Origin of the sequence: Eubacterium sp. MSJ-13 (genome assembly GCF_018918235.1) — a bacterium.
GTDB lineage: Bacteria > Bacillota > Clostridia > Lachnospirales > Lachnospiraceae > Butyribacter.
Genome location: NZ_JAHLQE010000159.1, coordinates 1 through 22,389, shown reverse-complemented (window position 1 = coordinate 22,389; position 22,389 = coordinate 1). Strand labels below are relative to the sequence as shown.

Annotated in this window: 18 protein-coding genes; 7 read left to right on the top strand and 11 right to left on the bottom strand. The window is 36.6% G+C overall.

The annotated features are described in order from the left end of the window. Nucleotides 1–246: 246 nt before the first annotated feature. Both KQI69_RS09820 and KQI69_RS09815 read right to left on the bottom strand, forming a co-directional pair. On the bottom strand, nt 247–975 hold the full coding sequence (locus tag KQI69_RS09820) for a helix-turn-helix domain-containing protein (RefSeq protein WP_216565200.1): 729 nt from the start codon (nt 973–975) through the stop codon (nt 247–249). Then, nucleotides 959–1,690: a hypothetical protein gene (locus KQI69_RS09815; RefSeq protein ID WP_216565199.1), complete on the bottom strand. Its 732-nt coding sequence runs from the start codon at nt 1,688–1,690 to the stop codon at nt 959–961. The genes KQI69_RS09820 and KQI69_RS09815 overlap by 17 nt, the downstream gene beginning before the upstream one ends. 218 nt (nt 1,691–1,908) lie before the next feature. Between KQI69_RS09815 and KQI69_RS09810 the strand changes: the two genes are divergently transcribed. From KQI69_RS09810 to KQI69_RS09800, 3 genes are all read left to right on the top strand, one after another. Continuing rightward, on the top strand, nt 1,909–3,000 hold the full coding sequence (locus KQI69_RS09810) for a rhomboid family intramembrane serine protease (RefSeq protein ID WP_216565198.1): 1,092 nt from the start codon (nt 1,909–1,911) through the stop codon (nt 2,998–3,000). Between the two features lie 14 nt (nt 3,001–3,014). Continuing rightward, the gene (locus KQI69_RS09805; RefSeq protein WP_216565197.1) at nt 3,015–4,154 is read left to right on the top strand and encodes an alkyl sulfatase C-terminal domain-containing protein; all 1,140 of its coding nucleotides are present in this window, start codon (nt 3,015–3,017) and stop codon (nt 4,152–4,154) included. A 135-nt stretch (nt 4,155–4,289) separates the two neighbouring features. Then, nucleotides 4,290–4,709 (top strand): HIT family protein, encoded by a 420-nt coding sequence (locus KQI69_RS09800; protein ID WP_216565196.1) that lies wholly within the window; start codon nt 4,290–4,292, stop codon nt 4,707–4,709. 233 nt (nt 4,710–4,942) lie between these two features. Here KQI69_RS09800 and KQI69_RS09795 read toward each other — a convergent pair whose 3' ends face one another. The 8 genes from KQI69_RS09795 to KQI69_RS09760 all read right to left on the bottom strand — a co-directional run bounded on the left by KQI69_RS09795 (nt 4,943) and on the right by KQI69_RS09760 (nt 16,741). Then, nucleotides 4,943–5,419 carry a flagellar protein FliS gene (locus KQI69_RS09795; RefSeq protein ID WP_216565195.1) on the bottom strand — a complete coding sequence of 159 codons (477 nt, stop codon included), beginning with the start codon at nt 5,417–5,419 and terminating at the stop codon, nt 4,943–4,945. 31 nt (nt 5,420–5,450) lie between these two features. Beyond that, on the bottom strand, nt 5,451–6,848 hold the full coding sequence (locus KQI69_RS09790) for a flagellin (RefSeq protein WP_216565194.1): 1,398 nt from the start codon (nt 6,846–6,848) through the stop codon (nt 5,451–5,453). Nucleotides 6,849–6,921: 73 nt separating this feature from the next. After that, nucleotides 6,922–10,374 carry a DUF6240 domain-containing protein gene (locus KQI69_RS09785; RefSeq protein WP_216565193.1) on the bottom strand — a complete coding sequence of 1,151 codons (3,453 nt, stop codon included), beginning with the start codon at nt 10,372–10,374 and terminating at the stop codon, nt 6,922–6,924. A 341-nt stretch (nt 10,375–10,715) separates the two neighbouring features. Next, complete coding sequence (locus KQI69_RS09780; RefSeq protein ID WP_216565192.1) at nt 10,716–12,851, bottom strand: EAL domain-containing protein; 2,136 nt, start codon at nt 12,849–12,851, stop codon at nt 10,716–10,718. 43 nt (nt 12,852–12,894) lie between these two features. After that, on the bottom strand, nt 12,895–13,641 hold the full coding sequence (locus KQI69_RS09775; protein WP_216565191.1) for a LytTR family DNA-binding domain-containing protein: 747 nt from the start codon (nt 13,639–13,641) through the stop codon (nt 12,895–12,897). 158 nt (nt 13,642–13,799) lie between these two features. Next, on the bottom strand, nt 13,800–14,615 hold the full coding sequence (locus tag KQI69_RS09770) for an ABC transporter ATP-binding protein (protein WP_216565203.1): 816 nt from the start codon (nt 14,613–14,615) through the stop codon (nt 13,800–13,802). 8 nt (nt 14,616–14,623) lie between these two features. Then, nucleotides 14,624–15,592: an ABC transporter permease gene (locus KQI69_RS09765; protein ID WP_216565190.1), complete on the bottom strand. Its 969-nt coding sequence runs from the start codon at nt 15,590–15,592 to the stop codon at nt 14,624–14,626. A 102-nt stretch (nt 15,593–15,694) separates the two neighbouring features. Next, a complete protein-coding gene (locus KQI69_RS09760; protein WP_216565189.1) occupies nt 15,695–16,741 on the bottom strand; it encodes an ABC transporter substrate-binding protein in 1,047 nt (348 codons plus the stop codon). Nucleotides 16,742–17,055: 314 nt separating this feature from the next. Between KQI69_RS09760 and KQI69_RS09755 the strand changes: the two genes are divergently transcribed. The 3 genes from KQI69_RS09755 to KQI69_RS09745 all read left to right on the top strand — a co-directional run bounded on the left by KQI69_RS09755 (nt 17,056) and on the right by KQI69_RS09745 (nt 20,032). Continuing rightward, nucleotides 17,056–18,657, top strand: a complete 1,602-nt coding sequence (locus KQI69_RS09755) for an ABC transporter substrate-binding protein/permease (protein ID WP_371818817.1) — start codon at nt 17,056–17,058, stop codon at nt 18,655–18,657. Nucleotides 18,658–18,685: 28 nt separating this feature from the next. Beyond that, complete coding sequence (locus KQI69_RS09750) at nt 18,686–19,408, top strand: amino acid ABC transporter ATP-binding protein (protein WP_216565202.1); 723 nt, start codon at nt 18,686–18,688, stop codon at nt 19,406–19,408. A gap of 150 nt (nt 19,409–19,558) precedes the next feature. Continuing rightward, nucleotides 19,559–20,032, top strand: a complete 474-nt coding sequence (locus KQI69_RS09745) for a small multi-drug export protein (protein WP_253289092.1) — start codon at nt 19,559–19,561, stop codon at nt 20,030–20,032. A 37-nt stretch (nt 20,033–20,069) separates the two neighbouring features. On the opposite strand, the gene KQI69_RS09740 is transcribed toward KQI69_RS09745, so the two are convergent. Continuing rightward, nucleotides 20,070–20,792: a hypothetical protein gene (locus tag KQI69_RS09740; protein WP_216565187.1), complete on the bottom strand. Its 723-nt coding sequence runs from the start codon at nt 20,790–20,792 to the stop codon at nt 20,070–20,072. A gap of 354 nt (nt 20,793–21,146) precedes the next feature. Between KQI69_RS09740 and KQI69_RS09735 the strand changes: the two genes are divergently transcribed. After that, nucleotides 21,147–22,328 carry a cell wall metabolism sensor histidine kinase WalK gene (locus KQI69_RS09735; RefSeq protein ID WP_216565186.1) on the top strand — a complete coding sequence of 394 codons (1,182 nt, stop codon included), beginning with the start codon at nt 21,147–21,149 and terminating at the stop codon, nt 22,326–22,328. Nucleotides 22,329–22,389: the final 61 nt, after the last annotated feature.

The window sequence follows — 22,389 nt, the reverse complement described above, 5'->3', positions numbered from 1 at the left end:
TCGAACCTGTGACCCTCTGCTTGTAAGGCAGATGCTCTCCCAGCTGAGCTAAGATCCCTTTCGTGTATCACGTTTGTTTTGTTTCTCTTGTCTCACGCGACTTCTATAATATATCAGACACTTTAACATATGTCAACACTTTTTTTCAAATTTTTTTATTTTTTTTATTACAGCGGATGTGTGTGTTATTTTTTATGAATAAATTCAATAATATACATACACATCCTACTGCCAAAATAGTTCTCTCTACCCGAAAATCCTAAGCCCTCTTTTTCTTTTATTCTTTTCCTTATTTTTTTTATCTGGTTTTTCCTTCGTCTTTATCTGTTTTATCTGACATGTTGCTGCTGCTTCATCTACACTCTGTTCCTTTAGCTTATCAAGAATTTCTTCCAACAACTTTGTCTGCTTTACTGTCACCTCATCTTTTTGCATCATTAAATAATTTAATTCCTTCATAAGTTTTGTAGATACATTTTCTGATATACGCTCCTCCGACGCTTTCTGTCCCTCCTCAACTACATTTGTCACCATTTTCCTCAGTAACATTTCAAATTTCCTGATCTTTTCTTCAGAACTCGATGACACTTCTCGTTGTTTATTTGTTCTTACCGCGTTCACAGCAGCCGGATTAATTGCAACAACATTATCTGCCCCTTTTCCCATATTTATGCCATCTTCCTCATCCTGTATTTTCTGATTTAATTCCTCCCTTAATTTATATAACTCATTTGGATTCATTTGTCTTATATTATCTATGTCATGTATAATAAGTTTTATTGCTTTTAACAAAAATCCCTGCTCTTTAAGATCTTTGACATCTCTTAAAATTTTTATATCCCTGTCAGTATAAAACCTATGCCCTTTTGAATTTCTATGTATATTTAATCCAAGTTCCTCCTCCCAATACCTCAAAACATGATTTTCAACCTCAACCTGCCTCGAGGCATCTGAAATACTATATTTCTTCTCCATAAATTCCCTCCATTACTTCTTTAAATAATTCGATTTCTTCCTGCCTGTAATTATTATCTGTCACTTCATTATCACTTATAGAAGAAGTCTCCATATTGTTTTCAGCTTTTTTATTTTCGGACATCCCACTATCATCCTGCGTTTCTTTTCCCTTACCACTCAAAACAACATTCTCCACCTCTTTAATGTTGTTTTGCAAAATGCTTTTACTTAAATGCGGCTCAAGTGTATTTTCAATATAATCATATAATTCTGCCATAAGCAGCATGTCCTTTTGTTTTAACTGTAAAAAAAGTTCCGAAATCCATATTGCAAATGCTACAACGAGCATAACAACCGACATTTTTATATACCATTCCCTGTTAAATTTTTCATAGAATCCACCTATCATATACACTGCATAAATTATTCCTGTAACCGCCAAGCCATAAACCCCTGTATTTTTCAGATTATAAAGACTTATGCCTGCATATTTTACATCCTTCATCTGCATAAACACCAAGCTTTTCACATCATTCATTTTAAGATTCATCTTATATGTAGTTTCATATTTGCATATCATATTCCGCATCCATTTATTCTTAGTCGTAGAAATCTGTTGTGCCTGATGTAAAAGCCCGGTATATATGCACGCAACTATACACTTTATAAATATTGTCACACCTCCCGCTCCAAGTATCAACAGCACACCATCATAATTTTTTAGAAAAGCCATTCTGTTTTCCCTCCAGTCATGTTAATCTTCTTATTTTGGTACCATATGTATATATTAAATCCGTAAAACAGCTATTTCCAGCTAAATCATGCGTCATTTAGATTAAAAATTCGACAATTCCGGTATTATAATATTTTTTGACCATCCATCTTTATTATGCTATTATAAAATATGTTGCATCTACAGTTTTAGCTGAAATATATGGAGATTTTTAAATTATGATCGATTTACTTAATGAACTCTTCATCCAGAACAAATATAAAAAAATATCATTAAATATTCCGGGAATCTTTCTGAATGTAAAAAATGCTGCTGACAGCACGCTTGCAATAGTAACGATAGATGAAACCAACGGAAACATTTATACCAGAGAACAATTTGAAAATATCTCAAGACAGATCAGAAGTTTTGTTCTAAATGAAAACTGTACACGATACCGTTTTTTATATATTATAATAAGTGATGATGATAACTGCATAAAAAGATTACTGCATAACGATGTAAGTTACTGGCGGATAGTCCCATCAGCCAAGCGTCTTATGGTATTTGAAACTTCATGCGATGACTTTCTTATACTTAGAAAGCCAATTGAGAATATTCTCATTCAGAATCCTGATGCGACAACAACCAAACAGTCAGTATATAGCACATCCGGTTCTGATGATAATACTTCTATATTTGATAAAGAAATAAATATAAAACCAGCCATTGCAAATATTTCAATAGTAATTTTTAATGTTATAATATTTATTATCATGTCATTATTATCAACTCCGGGTTCTGATGACATCAGTGATAAATTGGCACTTGACTGGAATCTTGTTATCAATCATGGTGAAATTTACCGCCTTGTAACATGCATGTTTGTTCATGCCGGAATTGACCATATATATAACAATATGATCGTTCTTCTTTTTATAGGAAGTTATTTTGAACTTGCAATCGGACATCTGGATTATATTATCGTCTATTTTTCATCCGGCATTATTGCAGGCTTAACTTCTATGGTTTATAATATGTCAAATAACAACCATGTCCAATCAGTCGGTGCATCGGGTGCTATTTTCGGTATAATAGGTGGTATGACTGCGGTCATTTTAATAAAATATTTTCATAATCACAATCTTGATCTAAAAAAAATTATCTTTATTGCGTTCTTAAGCTTATATGGTGGTTTTTCAAGTCAGGGTGTAGATAATGCAGCACATGTAGGTGGTTTTGTATCAGGATTTCTTATTTCTTTTATAATTTATCTCATACATTTAAAAAGAGAAAAAAGGAATCATTCAAAACAGTCACTTAACTTGTAGAAATGAGGAAAAATATGACAACAATAAACATTTATTACGGTGGCAGAGGACTTATAGATGATCCTACTATTTATGTTATGGATAAAATATCAAAAGTTTTTGATGAATTAAATGTAAATGTGCATAAATATAATCTTTATGAAGATAAACGTGGAATTTCCATACTTCCAAAAACACTAAAAGAAGCAGATGCAATAGTTATCGCCGCCTCAGTAGAATGGTTTGGCATTGGCGGTCTTTTACAGCAGTTCCTTGATGCCTGCTGGCTTTATGGGGACAAAGAAATCATTCAAAAATTGTATATGATGCCTGTTGTTCTCTCAACTACATACGGTGAAAAAGAAGCACAGCAGCATATTACAAAAGCCTGGGAGATACTTGGAGGAATCCCTTGTGACGGCATATGTGCATATGTCAGCAGCTCTGTAGATTTTGAGACAGATTCTGATTATGCAATGTTAATAGAAAAAAAGGTTGAAAACTTCTACCGCACATTTACTAAAAAACTGGTTACTTTTCCATCAAGCAGCAATGTGGTTATAGAAACATCACAGGCAATAAAACCTATGACACTTACGCCTCAGGAAAGTGAAGAACTTTCGATGTATGTTTCAGATGATAATTATGTTAAAAAACAGAAAGAAGATATTGAAGAGCTCACACAACTTTTTAAAAATCTTATGGATGATGATGACACCGAGGAAAACAGTGCTCCATCTATAAACAGCAATGACAATATCACCAGCAGAATAAATATCGGCAATACTGATTCTTCTAATACTGAGTCTTCAGTTGATACCGCTTCTCTGCTATCAAATATTTTAAACAAAGCAAAAAACAATGATGATAAATATATTACTGCTTTTAAATCACATTTTAATCCTATCCCTGGGATGGCATTGTCATTTGTTTTATGCCTGACAGACCAGAACCGTTCACTTGTACTTGATATGGACAATTCAAAATTAGACTGCTATTATGGTGAAAAAGATAATGCTACTGCTACGATAAATACCAACCACATAGTTCTCGACAGAATACTTTCTGGTGAGATAAGCCTCCAGGATGCATTTATGGCAGGTTCTCTCTCAGCAAAGGGTAACTTTAATATTCTTAAATCCTTTGACATGATATTTAATTTTAAAACAATGTGAAACTGACACAAGCAAGTCCCCACCCCCACTTATTGCTCTACGCAATAGAAATGTGGGGGACTTACTTGATAGTGTTAAAATATAACTATATAAAACAATGTTTCACAAATATATATAGAAATGGAGATTTTTAAAATGAAAAAACATATTGATGACAATTGTATTTTTTGCAAACTTGCAAACGGACTGATTCCTACAAACTCAATCTATGAAGATGATGATTTCAAAGTAATTTTAGACGCTGCACCAGCAGCAAAGGGACATGCTATTATTCTTCCTAAAACTCATGCCGCTAATCTTTTTGAACTGCCTGAAGAATATGGAGAAAAAATATTTGCAGTTGCAAAAAAATGTGGAAAAGCAATAAAAGATACTTATAACTACGATGGATTAAATGTACTTCAGAACAATGGAGAAGCAGCCGGACAGACTGTATTTCACCTTCATGTACACCTAATTCCAAGAATGAATAATGACAATATTGATATCAAATGGATGCAGGGTGAATGTGCTGACGCAGATAAGGTTGCTGAGGAGATAAAGAAAAATCTTTAATTTTTTTTAAACGGACGCAGGAACGGATATATATTTTTCATTCGGGGACGGCTCCCGCCTCGGAGAATGTCAGTAGCAGTACATAAGTCAGTACAATACACTGACTAAGTACTGACTGCCATTCAACGCCCCTCATCAAAAAATATATATCCGTTCCTGCTGTTGTACAAAAAACTTCCTTAATAGTGTTAAATTTTCATTTTTTCGCGTCCGTCAATCAAAGCTATTGTCCCCTAAGCTCTAAAACCTCTAGTTGCCTCATTATCCATAAACACCTCATTGAGTGTTCCTTTTCCATATGTAAGGCCGGCATAGACTTGCTGGGAATTTTGAATCACTGAGCTTGATGTGTCTTTTTTAGCTACTTCCTCAAATGACTGGCAAAGTTTTCTCATATCTTCCCTAACACTGTCTATATTTACGGGTTCTCTTTTAACTATTGATGCCGTAAGCTGTTTATTTACATATGAATAGATACTATACAGATTATATGATAGCTCATATTTCATATTGAGACTTCCTCTTAGTTCACTGACACAGCCTTTTGCACTTTTAAGATATTTATCAGCTTTTTCTAAATCTCCTGTTTCAAACCCATCCACTGCCTGCTCTATGCAGTAATCAAACATTTCAAAAACGATTACTACAAGTTCACTCTTATTAGCCTGTGATATTCTGGCGGTAAATTCTCTTTTTTCCTCACTTGTCAATGTCTATTTTCCTCTCATAATTCCTTGAAGATTACATTCCCTGAAGAAGACTCATAATCGTCTGCGGTCTGTTGTTTGCCTGTGAAAGCATTGATGTTGATGCCTGCTGCAATACTGTAAGCTGTGTATATTCTGTCATCTCACTTGCCATATCAGTATCAATAATCCTTGACATTGAATCTGTCATATTCTCCTCAAATACATTTAAACTTGAAACTGTTGTCTCAAGACGATTCTGATATGCACCAAGTTCTGCACGTGCCGATGATATCTGTCGGATTGCTGAATCTGCAAGTGCGATTCCCGTAGATGCTCCATAGTTTGTACATACATTCAACAAGTCCTTCCCATCCTGAGCTCTAAGACCAAGTGAATCACATGAAACTGTCGGGAAATTCATATCAAATGTCTGATGTTCATTGGCTCCAATCTGGATAGTCATATATCCTGCATCATAAACTGCAAAATCAACATCACTGTAATTCTTTGCTGCACCTTTTTCCGTAGGAAGTTCCACATTCATCTCAAACCCATCATTGTCTATGATATTTATCTTGTTTCCAACAGCACTTACTTTGGCATTTGCCGTAAATCCTACTTTTCCATCTGCTACTGTCTTTAATGTAACCGAAGCATCTGTTCCTCTACCATCATCAATTTTTGTCTTTGTTCCATTAGCAAAACTTACCTGTACATAATAATCATGTCCCGCAATGTTTGATGACACCTTTCCGGTTGCTGAATCATAAGAAAGGTTCATATTTGAACATGCTGAAACCACTTTTTTCTCAACAGTTTCTTTTGAATCACCTTTATTCATTGAAATACTCTCACCATTTATGCTTATGGACATATCTGAAGGTACCGGATATGTAACACCTCTTAAAACATCATCTACAGAACCACATGTTCCTCCTACAGCACTCGCTATCGTATATGTTCCGGCTGTTGCCTCCATAGAAACCGATACACCTTTTACTCCGTCAAAACTGCTTGCTATTGTCCTTGATGCCGAACCATCAAAAAGGCTTCTTCCATTAAACTCTGTTGTACTTGAGATACGGTCTATCTCATCCATAAGCTGATCTACTTCTTTTTGTGCTGTTTCCCTGTCCTCTATTGTGTATGTATCATTTGCATTCTGTACACAAAGCTCACGCACACGCTGTAATACGCTGTGAATTTCTGCCAATGCCCCGTCTGCTGATTCTATAATAGAAACACCATCCTCTGCATTCTGTGCTGAACGGTCAAGTGCACGTATCTGTGTACGCATCTTATTTGAAATGGCAAGTCCTGCTGAATCATCAGCCGCCTTTGTAATCTTGTAACCTGAACTTAACTTCTGCATACTTAAAGACAATCTGTCATTAGTCTTTTTTAAATTTACATTTGCAAGCTGAGCCGATATATTATGATTTATCTTCATAAACTCTATCCTTCCTTTCCGTGATATATCACAGATATTCTAATTTTATACTTTTTAACTTTTATACTACCATCTACTGTCTCATAGTTGCCACAAGATGCTTTGTGATTATCTTTGCTGCCTTATAAAGCTTTGATGCATCCACATCACTCCTGCCCGCAGCAAATCCATCTGTCTGCGACACCCTATTCATTCCATATGATATATTCTTAACCTCAAATCCACCCGCTTTTAATCCTTCTAAAAGTGAACCTGACGATTCTTTTAATAATTCATAACCCTGTCTTTCACTTGAAAAAACATATCCCTTTAATGAATCATCTGTCACTTTAAGTTCTGCTGTCACATCACCAAATGCTGAAAATCCATCCTCATCAGAATTATTTCCACTGATGCTTACTTTTATTTTTCCATTATCATCATCATTTGATATTATCGTAACATTCATATTCGTTATGGTATCTCCTGTTTTTATAGGTATATCATAACTTCTTCTCTCTGCCATAAGCCTGTTAAGACCGATTCCCTTAGAAATCATTCTCAGACTTTCCAGATCATCATATTTTATATCTGGCTTTTCATATGACTTTTTTAAGATATCTTCCATATATTTTTCGGCTTCTTTACTCTTTTTCTGAATACTTTCCTCAGAATCAAGCGAATCAACCGTTCCATCTATTATGTCATCAAACTCTTCCTGTTCGTCCCTGTCAAGTACATCTTTATGTTTGTAACTCTCTCTTAAAGGACTGTACGAATTTTGAACATAATTTACTGCTGCCTCAATATTTTCCACTGTAGCAGGTATCTCAAGTCTATTGAGCATATCCTTAGCCTGCTCACTCTGACTTTCAACACTCCTCAGATTTTTGGCTTTCTCGTCATAATATGCAGCTTCAACTGTTTTATCTCCATCAGCCTCTTTAATCTGCTGCGCAAACATTTCAAGTGATGTATCAAGTACACTCTCCATATCACCACCAGAAATCTCACCAAGTTTTGACGGTGATATCTCATCAAGAGTATCTGACACAAGCGTATCAAAGTATCTTCCTTTGGCACCGTAATCTTCTGATACATCATTGTCTGTCCTATCAGCAGAAACCTGCCCTGATTGCGTTTTAGTCTGCCTGTTTCTATCTGATAGATCAGAACTGCCGTCCTGTTTTCCTGCCTGTGCCATATCTGCCGCACCAAATCCCTCATTTATCTGGTCTGTTATTGATGAAGCCATGTAATTAAGTTCTTTAAGCCCGCCAAAATCATCATCTATCTTTGTATCAATTCCCTGATTTTTCATAGTTCTTACAGCCGTAAGAAGATTTCCGAGCGTCATCTCCCTATCTGACTGTAAAACTGCTCCTATAGCTGCTCCATCTGACTTTTCAATATTGTTTAAAAGCCTGTAAACTCCAATATATCCCTCTCTCTCCTGCTCAGAGATATTTCCTGATTTCTGAAGCTGCCAGAGATATCTGCTGTATTTTTCCTCAGAGCTTAAATCCTTTGACGCATTTATATCCGCAAGTTTCTTATCAAGGTCACTTATCGAAGTGTCAAGTGGATTGTCACCCTGCCTTATCATCTCAAGGACAGTTGACGGCTTCATATTGTCGATAACCCTGTTTAAAACGGTGTCATATTCCTTAACAGAAAGAACATTCTCCTCTGTTATCTCCATACCGTTGTAACCAAGAATCCTTACCGCCCTCTCATTGGCATTTGTGTCTTCCATACCAATCTCTTTAAGAAGATTAGGAACACTTGCAAACGCTTTCTGGATTGAATCACCATAAGAAGCATCCACCTGAGTTGAAACCATCTCATATATCTGTCCATACTGCTGTCTACCATACGTTTCGCTTGAAGCTGCCGCATGAAGTTCGTTTAATTTGAGAAGATTCTGCTGTCTTACAGTTCTTCCGATAAGGGATGCAGGTGAATTTGCAATATCCGCTCTCTGCTGCATTGTCTCATGTAAAAGACTGAGCTCATCGTCACTTACATCACCTGTCATACCTGCCGTATAAACAGAATTTTCCTCATCTCTTAACGCCTCTACCACCTGTTCTAACGGGGCAGTATTCACATCTATTCCCTTTTGTCTCATAGTCATAACAGACTGTGTAGTCATTTTAAGACATATCTCTGCGATACATCTTTTTGCCATGACTTCCTCGACCTGCATGTCACTCATTCCCTCAACTACCGTAGTAGGAATATTGTTTGAAGAAATTGAATTTGTCTTATTGTAGGCTGCTGCCTGTCTTAAAAGTTCAAGATTTAAGACACCATCGCCTGAGTTATTTTCATTTGCAAGTGCCATATCCCCTGCCGCAACTTTTACTGCCGTAGATATATCAGCATCCGTGATAGCTGCAAAATTATTTATAATGCTTCTTGCTATCACAAATTCCGATGTATCAAGTGATGCCTGCTCAGGCTCTGCTCCTGCCGCAACAGACTGAATTATCTGTTCAAATACTGTCTTTGCAGACATATCAGAACTGATATCATTTAATACAGCCATATTTTTAAGTGTATCTGCCGTAACCGGAAGATCATTTGCAAAAAGCCATTTTGCATCAGCGACAGCACTGTCACTGTCAAGCCCTGTTGCCACTATAAGCCTTTCTACCTGTGGTGAAATCTGCTCCCATACCTCTGTATCATAGATACTCCCGTCAAATGCATCACTTCCCGAATACTGACCGTGATATATATTTTCTATTGTCGGTGTGAGTGAATTTCCAACAATATATGCCTTTGTATCATCAGACATATTTAAGGCAGAGGCACTCATCTGAAGTGCAGACACGATTCTTGAAATATTTTCTGAGGTAACCGGAATATCCGAATTCTCCAAAATCTTTTTTAAATGTGCCTCCGCTTTTGCATCAAGAACACCTGTTGCCTGAATCTTTTTCAATTCCTCCTCAAATTCATCAACAGCTTTTCTGTTTTCTTCCCTGTTTTCCTCATTATCGAGTTTCTGCTGCTTCATCTTCTCCACAGCTTTATCGACATACTCTTCCTCACATTTGTCTACAGAGCCTTCCGAGTCCTCGATAGTTTTATAATCATCCCCTGTAAGAACCGCCAGATTTTTATTCATCTCAGTTTTTGCTGCTGCCGCATCTGAACTTCCCGAACTTCCGGAAGTGCTTGTCCTATAACCATAAGTGCCTGAATTTACACCTGAACTTACTGTCGTATGACTGACAGCCACAGTATCAGATGTCAAACCACTGTTTCCAACTTCTTTCAGCACGATATTATCTTTAGACACATCCATGATCTTAAATTTTCTCGTTTCGCCTTCCCTGGCATTCTGTACTGCGGTCTTTGGCACTGCCACCTCAACACCGTTAAAGTTGATGGAAATCTGATTTGAAACTTTTGAAACAACACCCTCAACAACCTGCCCTTTACTGCCAATGGCAAGCATAGAACCGTTTAAAACCCCTGCCATCCCGCCAGACATATTTGCTGAACGGTTGTATATGTCTCTGATATTCACATTCATTGATTTCTCACCTTTCGTTTATAACTTACTTAAGTCATGCGGATATTCGCAATCCGCTCTGCTACTTGCTCATAACACTATTAACTGCTATTGCAGTATATCATAAGGAACTTATGCCCCTCCTGATACAAGCAAGTCCCCGTCCACCACTTATTGCTCTACTCAATAGAAATGGGAGACTTCCCTGATAATGCTAAAGTTCTTATTTTTATTTCGGCTAAAATCTTGAAAATCTTGAGTTCCCAATAACCACCTCAAAGCTTTTTGTAAATGAAAAAAACTGCCATATTACAAATAATATAACAGTCCTTTCACAATCAAAACATTAATCTATCCGTTTTTTAAGATACACTATCCTGCTTTTGTTTCACTGCTTCCTCTCTCGCATTTTTGTATGCCATGACAACATTCTGTACCCTGTGCATTATTATTTTTGGATTGTACGGTTTTTCAACAAAGTCTGTCGCTCCAAGTGCAAATGACTTCTCAACGCTCTTATCATTACTCTGTGATGTAACAATAATAGGAATGTGTGAATACTTTTTTTCCATCCTCAACTGCTTCATAAGCGTAAATCCATCCATAACAGGCATAACAAGGTCAAGCATGATGACATCTATCTCATCTGCATGTTCCTTTATGTATTCTAATGCCTCAGCTCCATTTTCTTTCTCAACCGTCTTAAAATATTTGCTAAAAGATGCACTCAGTATCTTTCTATTTAGGACAAGGTCATCAACTATAAGCATAACCCCCGGAGACTTTCTAAACTCAGTATCCGAAAAGTTCATCTCAAGCCCTTCCATATCGTTGTTCAGGATGCTGTGCTCTATAAGGTGTCTCTCAAACTCCTCAGGCGGCATAGGTTTCGCATAATAATATCCCTGAACAAAATTACAGTCCATATTCCTAAGCATCTGTATCTGTTCTTCTGTCTCTATTCCCTCCGCAACAACTGCATAATCCATCCATTTTGCAAGGCTTATGATGAAACTCAGTATATTGTTGCTGTTCATACTAAGGTCACCCTGAACAAATCCCATATCAAGTTTTAAGATATCTATAGGCAGTTCATTAAGCATATTTAGCGAAGAATAACCTGAACCAAAATCATCCATCTCGATTACAAATCCGAGAAGTTTTAATTTTTTTACAACCTCGATTATCTGATGAGGATTTTCGGTATAAGCTGTTTCTGTAATCTCAAGATGTATGTTTTCCGGTTCAAGACCGTGTTTTTTGATAATCCCCATGATTATATCCATAAAATCCGGGTTATAAATGTCTGTTCTTGATACATTAACCGATACCGGCACAACAGGATAGCCTTTTTCTTTCCATCCCTGTATGTACTCACATGTCTTGTCCCAAACAAATTTATCAAGCTCAGTAATAAAGCCATTTGTCTCAAACAGCGGTATAAACCCACCCGGATTCATAAACCCTTTTTCAGGATGAATCCACCTGACCAGAGCTTCGGCACCCGCAACCTTTTCGGAATTAAGATCATATTTCGGCTGAAAATAAACCTTAAACTGTTCTTCCTTTATGGCATCCTCCATACAGTTTAATATCTCCTGCTCATGAACCTGCTTTTCCCAGATTTTCTTGTCATAATATGCAATATACCTGCCATATCTTCCTCTTATGGTATCAACGGCAAGTATGGCTCTGTTTATCATTGCGTGCATTGACATCTTCGTATTATCAACAAGATAAATTCCAAATCTGAGCCTAAGATTCATGTTTACCGGAAAATCATTTATCGTCCTGACAATAGTATCAATATCACTATGCAGACTTTTTTTATCATACTCTTTTAAAATAACAAAATGTTCATTTTCAATTCTTCCACAAATTTCATCTTTACTAACATAATGTTTAAGCACTTTTGCCATAAAAACAAGAAGATTATCACCTGTCTTTTCACCGAACAGATCCTTCAAAAGCTGAAAATTTTCTATATCCGAATACAAAATTGCATATTTTTTTTGCTTATTATTTTTCAAAACTTCCTTAACTTTTTTTGCAAACGTTTCTTTTGAATATACGCCTGTCAGTGTATCCATCTGAAGATAGTTAACAAGTGATGCCGTCTCTTTTAAATGTATTATATTTTCAAGTCTCTTTTTTACTATAATCGGATTATACGGCTTACCTAAAAAATCACTTGCTCCAAGTGATAATGCTTTTAATTCTGATTCTTCGTCCCCGTCAACGGATGTAACTATAACAGGTATCTTAGGCAACATCTTTCTGTATGACATTTCATGCAGTACGCCATAACCATCAAGTTTGGGCATAATTATATCCAGCACTACGGCTGATATAACTTCCTTTTTTTTGTCAAGAATCTTTATGGCCTCTTCTCCATCACACGCTTCAAGAATATCATAATCATCCTCCAACAGTTTTATCAGACATTTTCTATTTACATCCTTATCATCAACGATAAGGATAGTATTTTTTTCTGACATTCTGCCGCCTCCTTTCAAAGCGTATTTTTTAAACCTTCACAAATCAGAATACTTTTTCCATATGCGTATCGGTCTCATTGCGCTTATTATAAAATTTTTGAACAATCTCCTTTTTATCCCTTTTTCTTATGGGTACAAGCTTGTCATCCGGCATCTGAAAATCATAATCAACAATCTCTTTCACCCAAAGGATATTTACAATGTAACTCTGATTACATCTTAAAAACATTTCAGAATCAAGTTTTTTTTCCAGCTCTCCAAGTCTGGCATAAACCTTAAAAACATCATTTTTGCAGTATATACTGACTACACGCCCCATAGACTCAAGACAATATATATCCCTCTGTCTTATAAATATCTTCTTCTGCTGAATAGTAACCTCCAGCATCTTAGCATTATCATTTTCCTTTTTTACATCATATTTGTTTAGATAATATACAAGTGTCTCTCTAACCTTCTCCAATCTGTAAGGTTTTAAAAGATATGCAAGTGCATGAATATCATACCCCTCCTTCATATATTCCTCACTACTTGTCGCATATACTATCTCGACCTGTGCATCCTTAGCTCTTATCGCCTTTCCTGTTTCAATACCATCTAACTGTTTCATCTGAATATCCAAAAAAATGACATCATAATCCCCTTTTGAATAATTTCTAAGCAGTTTTTCCCCTGAAGAAAATTCAAATGCCTGGACTTCTTGTCCAATTTCTTTCAACAGTCCCTCAATGACATTTTTAAGGATGCCCCTCTCGATTTCATTATCATCACATAACGCAATCTTTATCATCCCATCACTCTCTTTCACATTTTAAGTACACATTTGTATAGCTTCCCCAAGCCTAAAAACATATATAGTTAATTTTATCAAAAATCAACTTTTTTTTCAAAGATAATACCTTGTATATATACTCCTTTTTCGCTATATTTTCGACATTTTTCGCCTTTTTATTCATTTTCAGCACTCGAAAGGAGTATACGGTCATTGTCAAGGCTCTTACCCGCATTATCCTTGAATTTTTCAAGCAGATCGTCAACCGTAAGTTTCGCTCTCTCATCACCTCTTACATCAAAAACTATATGACCAGAATCCATCATAAGTGTTCTGTTGCCAAGTTCAAGTGCCTGATGCATATTATGTGTTACCATAAGACATGTTATGTTTCTCTCCTTAATAATATCTCTGGTAAGTTTTAACACTTTCTCTGCCGTTCCAGGATCAAGTGCCGCAGTATGTTCATCGAGCAAAAGAAGTTTCGGAGTAACCATTGTTGCCATAAGGAGCGTAAGTGCCTGCCTCTGACCGCCCGACAAAAGCCCAACCGGATTTTTCATTCTGTCTTCAAGCCCCATTCCAAGCAACGAAAGATGTTCTCTAAATTTCTGTTTCTCTTTTTTTGATATCCTGCTGAAAAATGCAGTCTTGCCCTTTGAAGCCCTCAGATAAGCAAGTGCCATATTTTCCTCTATCGTCATATGAGGTGCTGTTCCAAGAAGTGGGTCCTGAAAAAGATGTCCTATATCTTTGCTTCTAAAATGCTCTTTCTTAAATGTTATGTCCTCACCATCAAGAATGATAGCTCCCTCATCCGTAAAAAATGCTCCCGTTATCGCATTAAACATTGTTGACTTCCCAGCTCCGTTGCTTCCTACTATAGTCGCAAAATCACCATGTTCCAATATGAGATTTAACCCCGTAAGTGCCTTTTTCTCATTGACTGTACCTGGATTAAATGTCTTGCAGACATTCTTTAATTCTAACATTTTTTCCATTATGCAGCACCCTCTTTCTTTCTTCTTGCAATCTCCGCATACTTGTGTTTCGCAAATTTTGTCTTTTCCTTAACATAAGGAAATGCTATCGCAACAGCTACTATGACCGCAGATACAAGTTTAAGGCACTCTGCCGGGACATTTATCCTTATGGCTACCGCAACTATAAAACGGTAAAGGCAGCTTCCGAATACAACACCTATTATCCTTCTAAGCATTGTTCCCTTTCCGACAAGTGTCTCTCCTATTATCAGGCTGGCAAGTGCTATCGTCACCATACCCGTTCCAAGATTTATATCACAGGATTTCTGATACTGTGCAAGAAGTCCGCCAGACAGTGCAGTCATGGCGCTTGAAAGACACAGACCTACTGTTATCGTAAATTTAGGGTTTATACTTGAAGCTCTTACCATCGCATCATTATCACCCGTTGCTCTTATCGAAAGACCGAGCCTTGTTCCCAGAAATCCGCTTAAAAGAATACCTACTATTATTACTATAACTGCGACAAGAATAAGTTTATACCATCCTTTTCTTATAAGAAACTCAACAGCCGCATCTCCCATATGGTTCTGAATAAAATCCCTTAACATCGTAAATATGCTGTCACATTTAAAAAGGTTCATATTTGATGAAAATCCCATTGCTGCGATATTTATCGTATACAATCCAGTATTTACTATGATACCCGCAAGAATCGACTCAACTCCCATCCTTGTCTGCAAAAATGCCGTCACAAATCCTGAGATTATACCTGCTCCCATAGCAAGAAACAGAGCAAGTACCGGATGTCCTGCAAGTGTGACTGATGCCGCCACCGCACAGCCAAGCGTAAAGCACCCGTCTGTTGAAAGGTCAGCTATATTTAATATGCTGAAAGATACAAAAAGTGCGAGAACTACGAGCGAATATATAAATCCAAGCTCCAGAGCACTCTGCAATATTGAAATAGTAAAAATAGAGCCCATTTTTTCCTCCATGCCATATCAAGCACGCCTAAGCGTGCTTGATATGGTTTATCCTTATAAATTTTATACAGATATTCCTAAACTGTTTTCAATGATAACATATTAGTTTTCGTCAAACTCTTTTGCTGTCTTTGTTTCAACAACTTTTTCGCATAAATCCTTAAATCCGCTGTAGTCAACACCAATCTGCTCAGCAATCTCCGTATTTACTGTTGTGATACCATTATCAAGAGTTTTTACGGCTGTCTCTCCCGGTTTTGCACCATTTACAAGAATATCAACCGCCATATCTGCTGTTTCTGTTCCAAGTTCCTTATAATTTACGCCATATCCCACAAATGCTCCATTAAGTGCAAATGAATCTGCTCCCGTATAATGTGGTATCTTTGCATTTGCAAATTTCTCATAGATCGCAAGCTCTGCTGTCATAACAGTATTGTCCGTCGGTGTGAACACAGCATCTACCTTCGCTGCAACAAGTGCATCAGCGGCAAGAGATAACTCGTCATTTGTAGTTCCCGTCTTCTCCACTACCTCAATGCTGTTATCTTCACAGAATTTCTTAGCATCTGCTATAGCCTGCTTTGATGAATCCTGACTCTTATCATATAAAAGACCAATCTTTTTTGTCTTGCTGTTGGCATTAAGTATAAGTTTCATGATAGCCTGAGTATCTATCGCATCACTTGTTCCTGTGATATTTGCTCCCGGTTTATCCATGCTTGAAACAAGCCCTGCCGAAACAGGATCTGTAACTGCCGAAAATACTACCGGAATCTGATTATCTTCTGTAGCTGACTGTGCGATAAGTGCTGTCGGTGTAGCTATAGGAATAATAATATCAACTTCATCTGATACAAGTTCTGTCATTATCTGGTTTAATGTCGACTGGTCAGCCTGACCATTGAAAGTATAATCCTTGTAATCAAACTTTACTCCAAGTTCCTCTCCTTTTTTATCAAGTTCCGACTGAACTGCCTTCTGTATCTGATTGAGAGAAGCGTCATCTACATACTGTACAATACCGACTTTGTATGTCTTTGACTTATCATCACTCTTTCCTGATTCCGAAGATTTTTCCGAACCGCATCCAGCCATACATAAAACGGCAAGCAATGCTGTCATTATCAGTAATAATCTCTTTTTCATGTTATGTCCTCTTCTTTCATATTATGTCATTACGCTGTCGCCATTCGCACTGCAATGCGAACATTAACACCATTTTTAAGTAAACCATGATTATGTTGTAAAGTCAAGTATATGTTACCGTTATACAGCAGAGCAGATATCTCAAAGATTTAACACTATCAAGCAAATAGCAGAGCGGATTGCTAATATCCGCCTGACTTTTCGTTGTCACATAACCTGACAACTGATATCATATTTGCGATTGAACAATAACATCATATATACATCATGATTTTTTATGATAATTTTTGACCATCACCTAAATATATGTTAATATGAAGATTATATGTTTTAAACACATATTTTACAAAATTGAAAGGATTACTATAATGACCAGAAAGAAAAAAAATCTAATCAGCTATGTGGTATTCGCACTCGTCTGTGTTGCCATTGTCATTGCCGGAATGTTATATAAGAACTATTCCAACGAACAAAAAATCAAAGAAGCCGAAAAAAATGCTGTCACATGTGTTGACGATCTTAAAGGCAAAAAGATAGGTGTACAGATTGGCACTACAGGTGATACTTACGCATCTGATTATGAAGGTGACAAAGAAGGAACTGTTGTTGAGCGTTACAATAAAGGTACAGACGCCATTCAGGCATTAAAAGACGGAAAGATAAACTGTGTTATTCTTGATGAGCTGCCTTCAATCGCATATACCCAGAAAAATACAGAATTAAAGATTCTTGAAGAAGAATTTGCAGTCGAGGATTACGCCATCTGTATTGACAAATCAAATACAGAGTTAAAGGGCAGGATAAACGATGCCTTAAAGAAACTTAGAGATAATGGCACACTCGATGAAATAAAGAAAAACTATACAGGTAAAGATGAAGAAAAGGGCAAATTTCCTTATAAAAAGAAAAATGTTTCAGGCAAAAACGGTACTTTAAAAGTCGGTACAAATGCTTCATTCAAGCCTTATGAATACTATGACAATAATAAGATAACAGGTCTTGATGTTGACATGATGCAGGCTGTATGTGACGAACTTGACATGAAACTTGAAATAGAGGATATGGAATTTGATTCTATCATAGCTGCCGTCACATCTGGTAAAGTCGATTTAGGCTGTGCCGGAATGACTGTAACAGAAGACAGGCTTAAAAATGTTGATTTCACTGATTCATATACAACAGCAAAACAGGTAATAATCGTAAAAGATTATAAAGCGGCAATAAAAGCCCAGTCATTAGTACAGAGATTCCATGATAACTTTATAGCAGACCACAGATACAATTATCTCTTAAAAGGTTTTGGAAACACTATAGTCATCACAATATTTGCCGTTCTTATGGGAATCATCCTTGGCGCTATCATCGCACTTATAAGAACAACACACGACAATAACCAGACACTTCCTATCCCTAACCTTATATGTAAGATATATCTTACGGTAGTTCGTGGAACACCTGCAATGGTACAGCTCTTAATTTTTTACTATATCATACTTGTATCGGTAAACTCAAAGATACTGGTTGCTATCATCGCTTTCGGACTCAACTCAGCAGCATATGTCGCAGAAGTTATACGTTCAGGTATAAACTCTATCGACCACGGACAGTTTGAAGCAGGGCGAAGCCTCGGTCTTAACTACAGACAGACAATGACCTCTATCGTGCTCCCACAGGCGTTTAAAAATGCACTTCCTGCACTTTGCAATGAGTTCATAAGCCTTATAAAAGAGACATCCATAAGCGGTTATATCGCCATCGTTGACCTTACAAAAGCAGGTGATATCATACGAAGCAACACATATGATGCCTTCCTTCCACTTATTACTGTTGCAGTAATCTACCTCGTGATAGTTATTGCACTTACATCCGTTGCAAATGCACTTGAAAGGAGACTTAGAGCAAATGAGCGACACTAATAATATATTAAATAACGAAAAAACTCCATTGATAGAAGTAGACAATCTTCACAAATCATTTGGAAAACATGAAGTTTTAAAAGGAATATCAACTACTATAAACAAAGGCGATGTAGTTGCTATCATCGGCCCTTCCGGCTGTGGCAAATCAACTTTCCTGCGTTCCTTAAATCTTCTCGAAGACACAACTGATGGACATATCTTATTCGAGGGAACTGATATCACAGATGATTCAGTTGACATAAACACGATAAGAGAAAAAATAGGAATGGTCTTCCAGCAGTTTAACCTTTTTGAAAATATGACAGTTCTCGAAAATATCATGCTCGCACCTGTCAAGAGAAAGAAAATGACAAAAGATGAAGCTGCCACAAAAGCAAGAGAACTTCTAAAGAGAATAGGTCTTGAAGATAAGGAAAATGCATATCCTGCTGTTTTATCAGGCGGCCAGAAACAGCGTATCGCAATCGTTCGTGCACTTGCCATGAATCCTGATGTGATGCTTTTTGATGAACCTACCTCTGCCCTTGATCCGGAGATGGTCGGTGAAGTTTTAGAACTTATAAAAGAACTTGCAAAAGATGGTATGACTATGGTCATCGTTACGCATGAGATGGGATTTGCAAGAGAAGTCGCAAATCGTGTCATGTTCTTTAATGAAGGTGTTGTCATGGAGGAAAATGAACCGGCTGAACTTTTTGGAAATCCAAAAAATGAAAGACTTAAAGAATTTTTATCAAAAGTTTTATAAGAATTTTTTGTTACTGCCATCACAATAACTGTGAACAGTAAATTTTATATATGCATATATCTACAGTTATATGCATATATAAAATTGTCGGTTATTACAACCAAAAATAAACATATATAGCATTTACAATATATAAGAAAGGATTTTTTAATGCAGTTTATTATTGTTTTTTTTATTTCAATGTTTCCGTTAGTTGAACTCAGAGGAGCTATTCCATATGCAGTTGCCCAGGGACTTCCCCTCGTTCCATCATATATCATCTCAATAATCGGAAATATGCTACCCGTTCCATTTATTTTTCTCTTTGCGAGAAAAGTTCTTGAATGGGGTGCTGACAAACCTGTTATAGGTGGTTTCTTTACTTTCTGTATCGAAAAAGGTGATAAAGGAGGCAAGAAACTTCAGGCAAAAGCAGGAAAAGGTCTTTTTATAGCACTCCTGCTTTTTGTAGGTATTCCGCTTCCCGGTACCGGGGCATGGACTGGCACTCTCGCTGCAAGTTTTCTTGATATGGATTTCAAATCAAGTGTTATTGCTGTTATGCTCGGCGTGATGCTTGCCGGTGTCATTATGGGATTAGCATCTGCCGGTGTATTTGGTGCTATAAGTGCACTATTCTTATAAATATTATTTTTAAACACAGCGTATAAATTAGCTTTTCTTAATTTATACGCATTTTTTCTGTCACCTGTGCAGCCGCATTTACATCCATCTTTTCAAGAATGGCTGCCCGCTTGTTTGCAGGCATGTTTTCAAGTATCTTTGCCACAAGGTCAAGCGAACCTGTAGTCATATCATTAAAAAGAGTTGCCGCCTGCTGTGGATCCATTTTTGCGTATGCATCAGCATAATCTTTTATTTTCGCATCTTTTTCAGCCTGTGCTGTTGCCCTTGCCTCTGCCCTTGCTGAAGCTTCTGCGGAGGCAGTTGCCATAGCCTGTGCTTCTGCCGTTGCCCTTGCAATAGCATCTGCGGTTGCTTTCGCATCTGCTTCAATCTTTTTCTGCTGTTTAGCTGCATCTTTGGCCGCCTGCTTTGCTTTCTTCTCTGCCTGTATTTCTGATGCATTTTTTCTTTGCAACTTCTTAGGAAGTATACTTCTCGCAATCGGAACATCACCTATAACAGGTGCAAGTGTATTTGATGCTATCCCACCGGCATCCATCTTAACCGCACAAACCATCCCACCAAATATTATAACCATAAGTAAAATCCCAATGATAACAGCCATTACCTTTCCTTTTGTTGTCTCCCCCTTTAGCTGTTCCATCTCGTGTGACATCTCTTTTTGCTGTTTTTTCAATTCTGATATCCGCTGTTTAGTCTGCTTTTTATCCTGTTTTATCTTATCTTTTGCAATTTTTTTCTCATTTTTATCAGACATGTTTATCACTCTTTCCGTTTTATTATTTACATCTTGATATTTCTATGTTCTTTTACAACTTTTACAATAAAAAATATGATGTATCATTGCTCTTGTAAATAGTTTTCTAAATTTATATATAGCATAAACAGACCACCCTTTTTTCACTGTCAAATATAATATCAACATCTAAATTTTTCACATGTAAACCCTAAACAATTCCTAAACATTTTTGAAAACAAATGAAATGAAGATCAAATGATGTATAATATTCACGATGCTGGGTTTAAAAAATTTTTTGCCCTCAACTGATGCAGCATAAAATATATGTTGCTGCACCAAAAATTTATAACTGTTCTGAGAAAGGGGATTTTTATGAATGACACGCCAAAACATACGGTAAAACAGAGAATATTTATCTTAAACACCTCAATGGTGATAGTTATTTTAGGCATAGCTTTTATAGTCAACTATTTTTTTGCCAAATTGTATCTATGTGCGGCTGAAAATGACTTTGAAAAAACTCTGCACAGTGCTATAACAGATAATGATGCCTTTGAGGACACAATAGAAGCATGGACTGTCAAAAGACAGGACTTTATGATACTATTCTCTATAGACGGACTGATATGTGTTATAATCCTTTTATTCGTAAGTTTTCTTTTTACCAAAAAACTTACACAGTATATAACAGATCCACTTAATGCACTTATATCCGGAGCAAACCGTGTTAAAAGTGGAAATCTTTCCCAAAAAATCACTTACAGAGGATTGTATGAATTTGAGACAGCATGTGAAAATTTTAATAAAATGCAGCAGCATATCCTCGATGAACAGACCAAAAATCTTAAATATGAAAAGGCAAGAACAGATATGATTGCCGGAATATCGCATGACCTTAGAACTCCACTTACTGCAATACAGGGTACATTAAAAGGACTTATCGATGATATAGTACCTACACCTGAGATAAAAAATAAATTTTTAAACACAGCTTATAAACGCTCACTTGATATGGAACGGCTTATAGAAAAATTGTTTTTCTTCTCAAAAATGGAAACTGGAAATATGCCGCTCAACCTGCAAGAAATAAATCTGCCACATTTTATCAGAAATTATATAAAAAATAAAAAAGATATATACACTCCTGATTACATGACTATAAAATACACCCAAAAGTCTGAAACGGATAATATCACCCTTAAACTTGACAGCGAACAATTGACAAGGATATTTGATAACCTTATCGAAAACAGTTTAAAATATGCAGGCGTACCCTCACTTATAATAAGTATATCACTTATAGAAAACAGGGAACAGATTACCATAAATTTTGCTGATAACGGAAACGGAGTTCCTGACGATAAACTTCCACACATATTTGATGAATTTTACCGCGGTGACGAATCAAGAAACAAAAAGGACGGAAACGGTCTTGGTCTGTATATAGTCAGACATCTGATAACCGAAATGAATGGAGAAATAGACGCTGCAAATGAAAACGGTCTGTGTATCTCTATAAACTTTCCCAAAGACAATCCGACAGAAATATCTTGATTTTTTAACACTATCAAGTAAGTCCCCCACTTCTATTGCGTAAAGCAATAAGTGGGGGTGG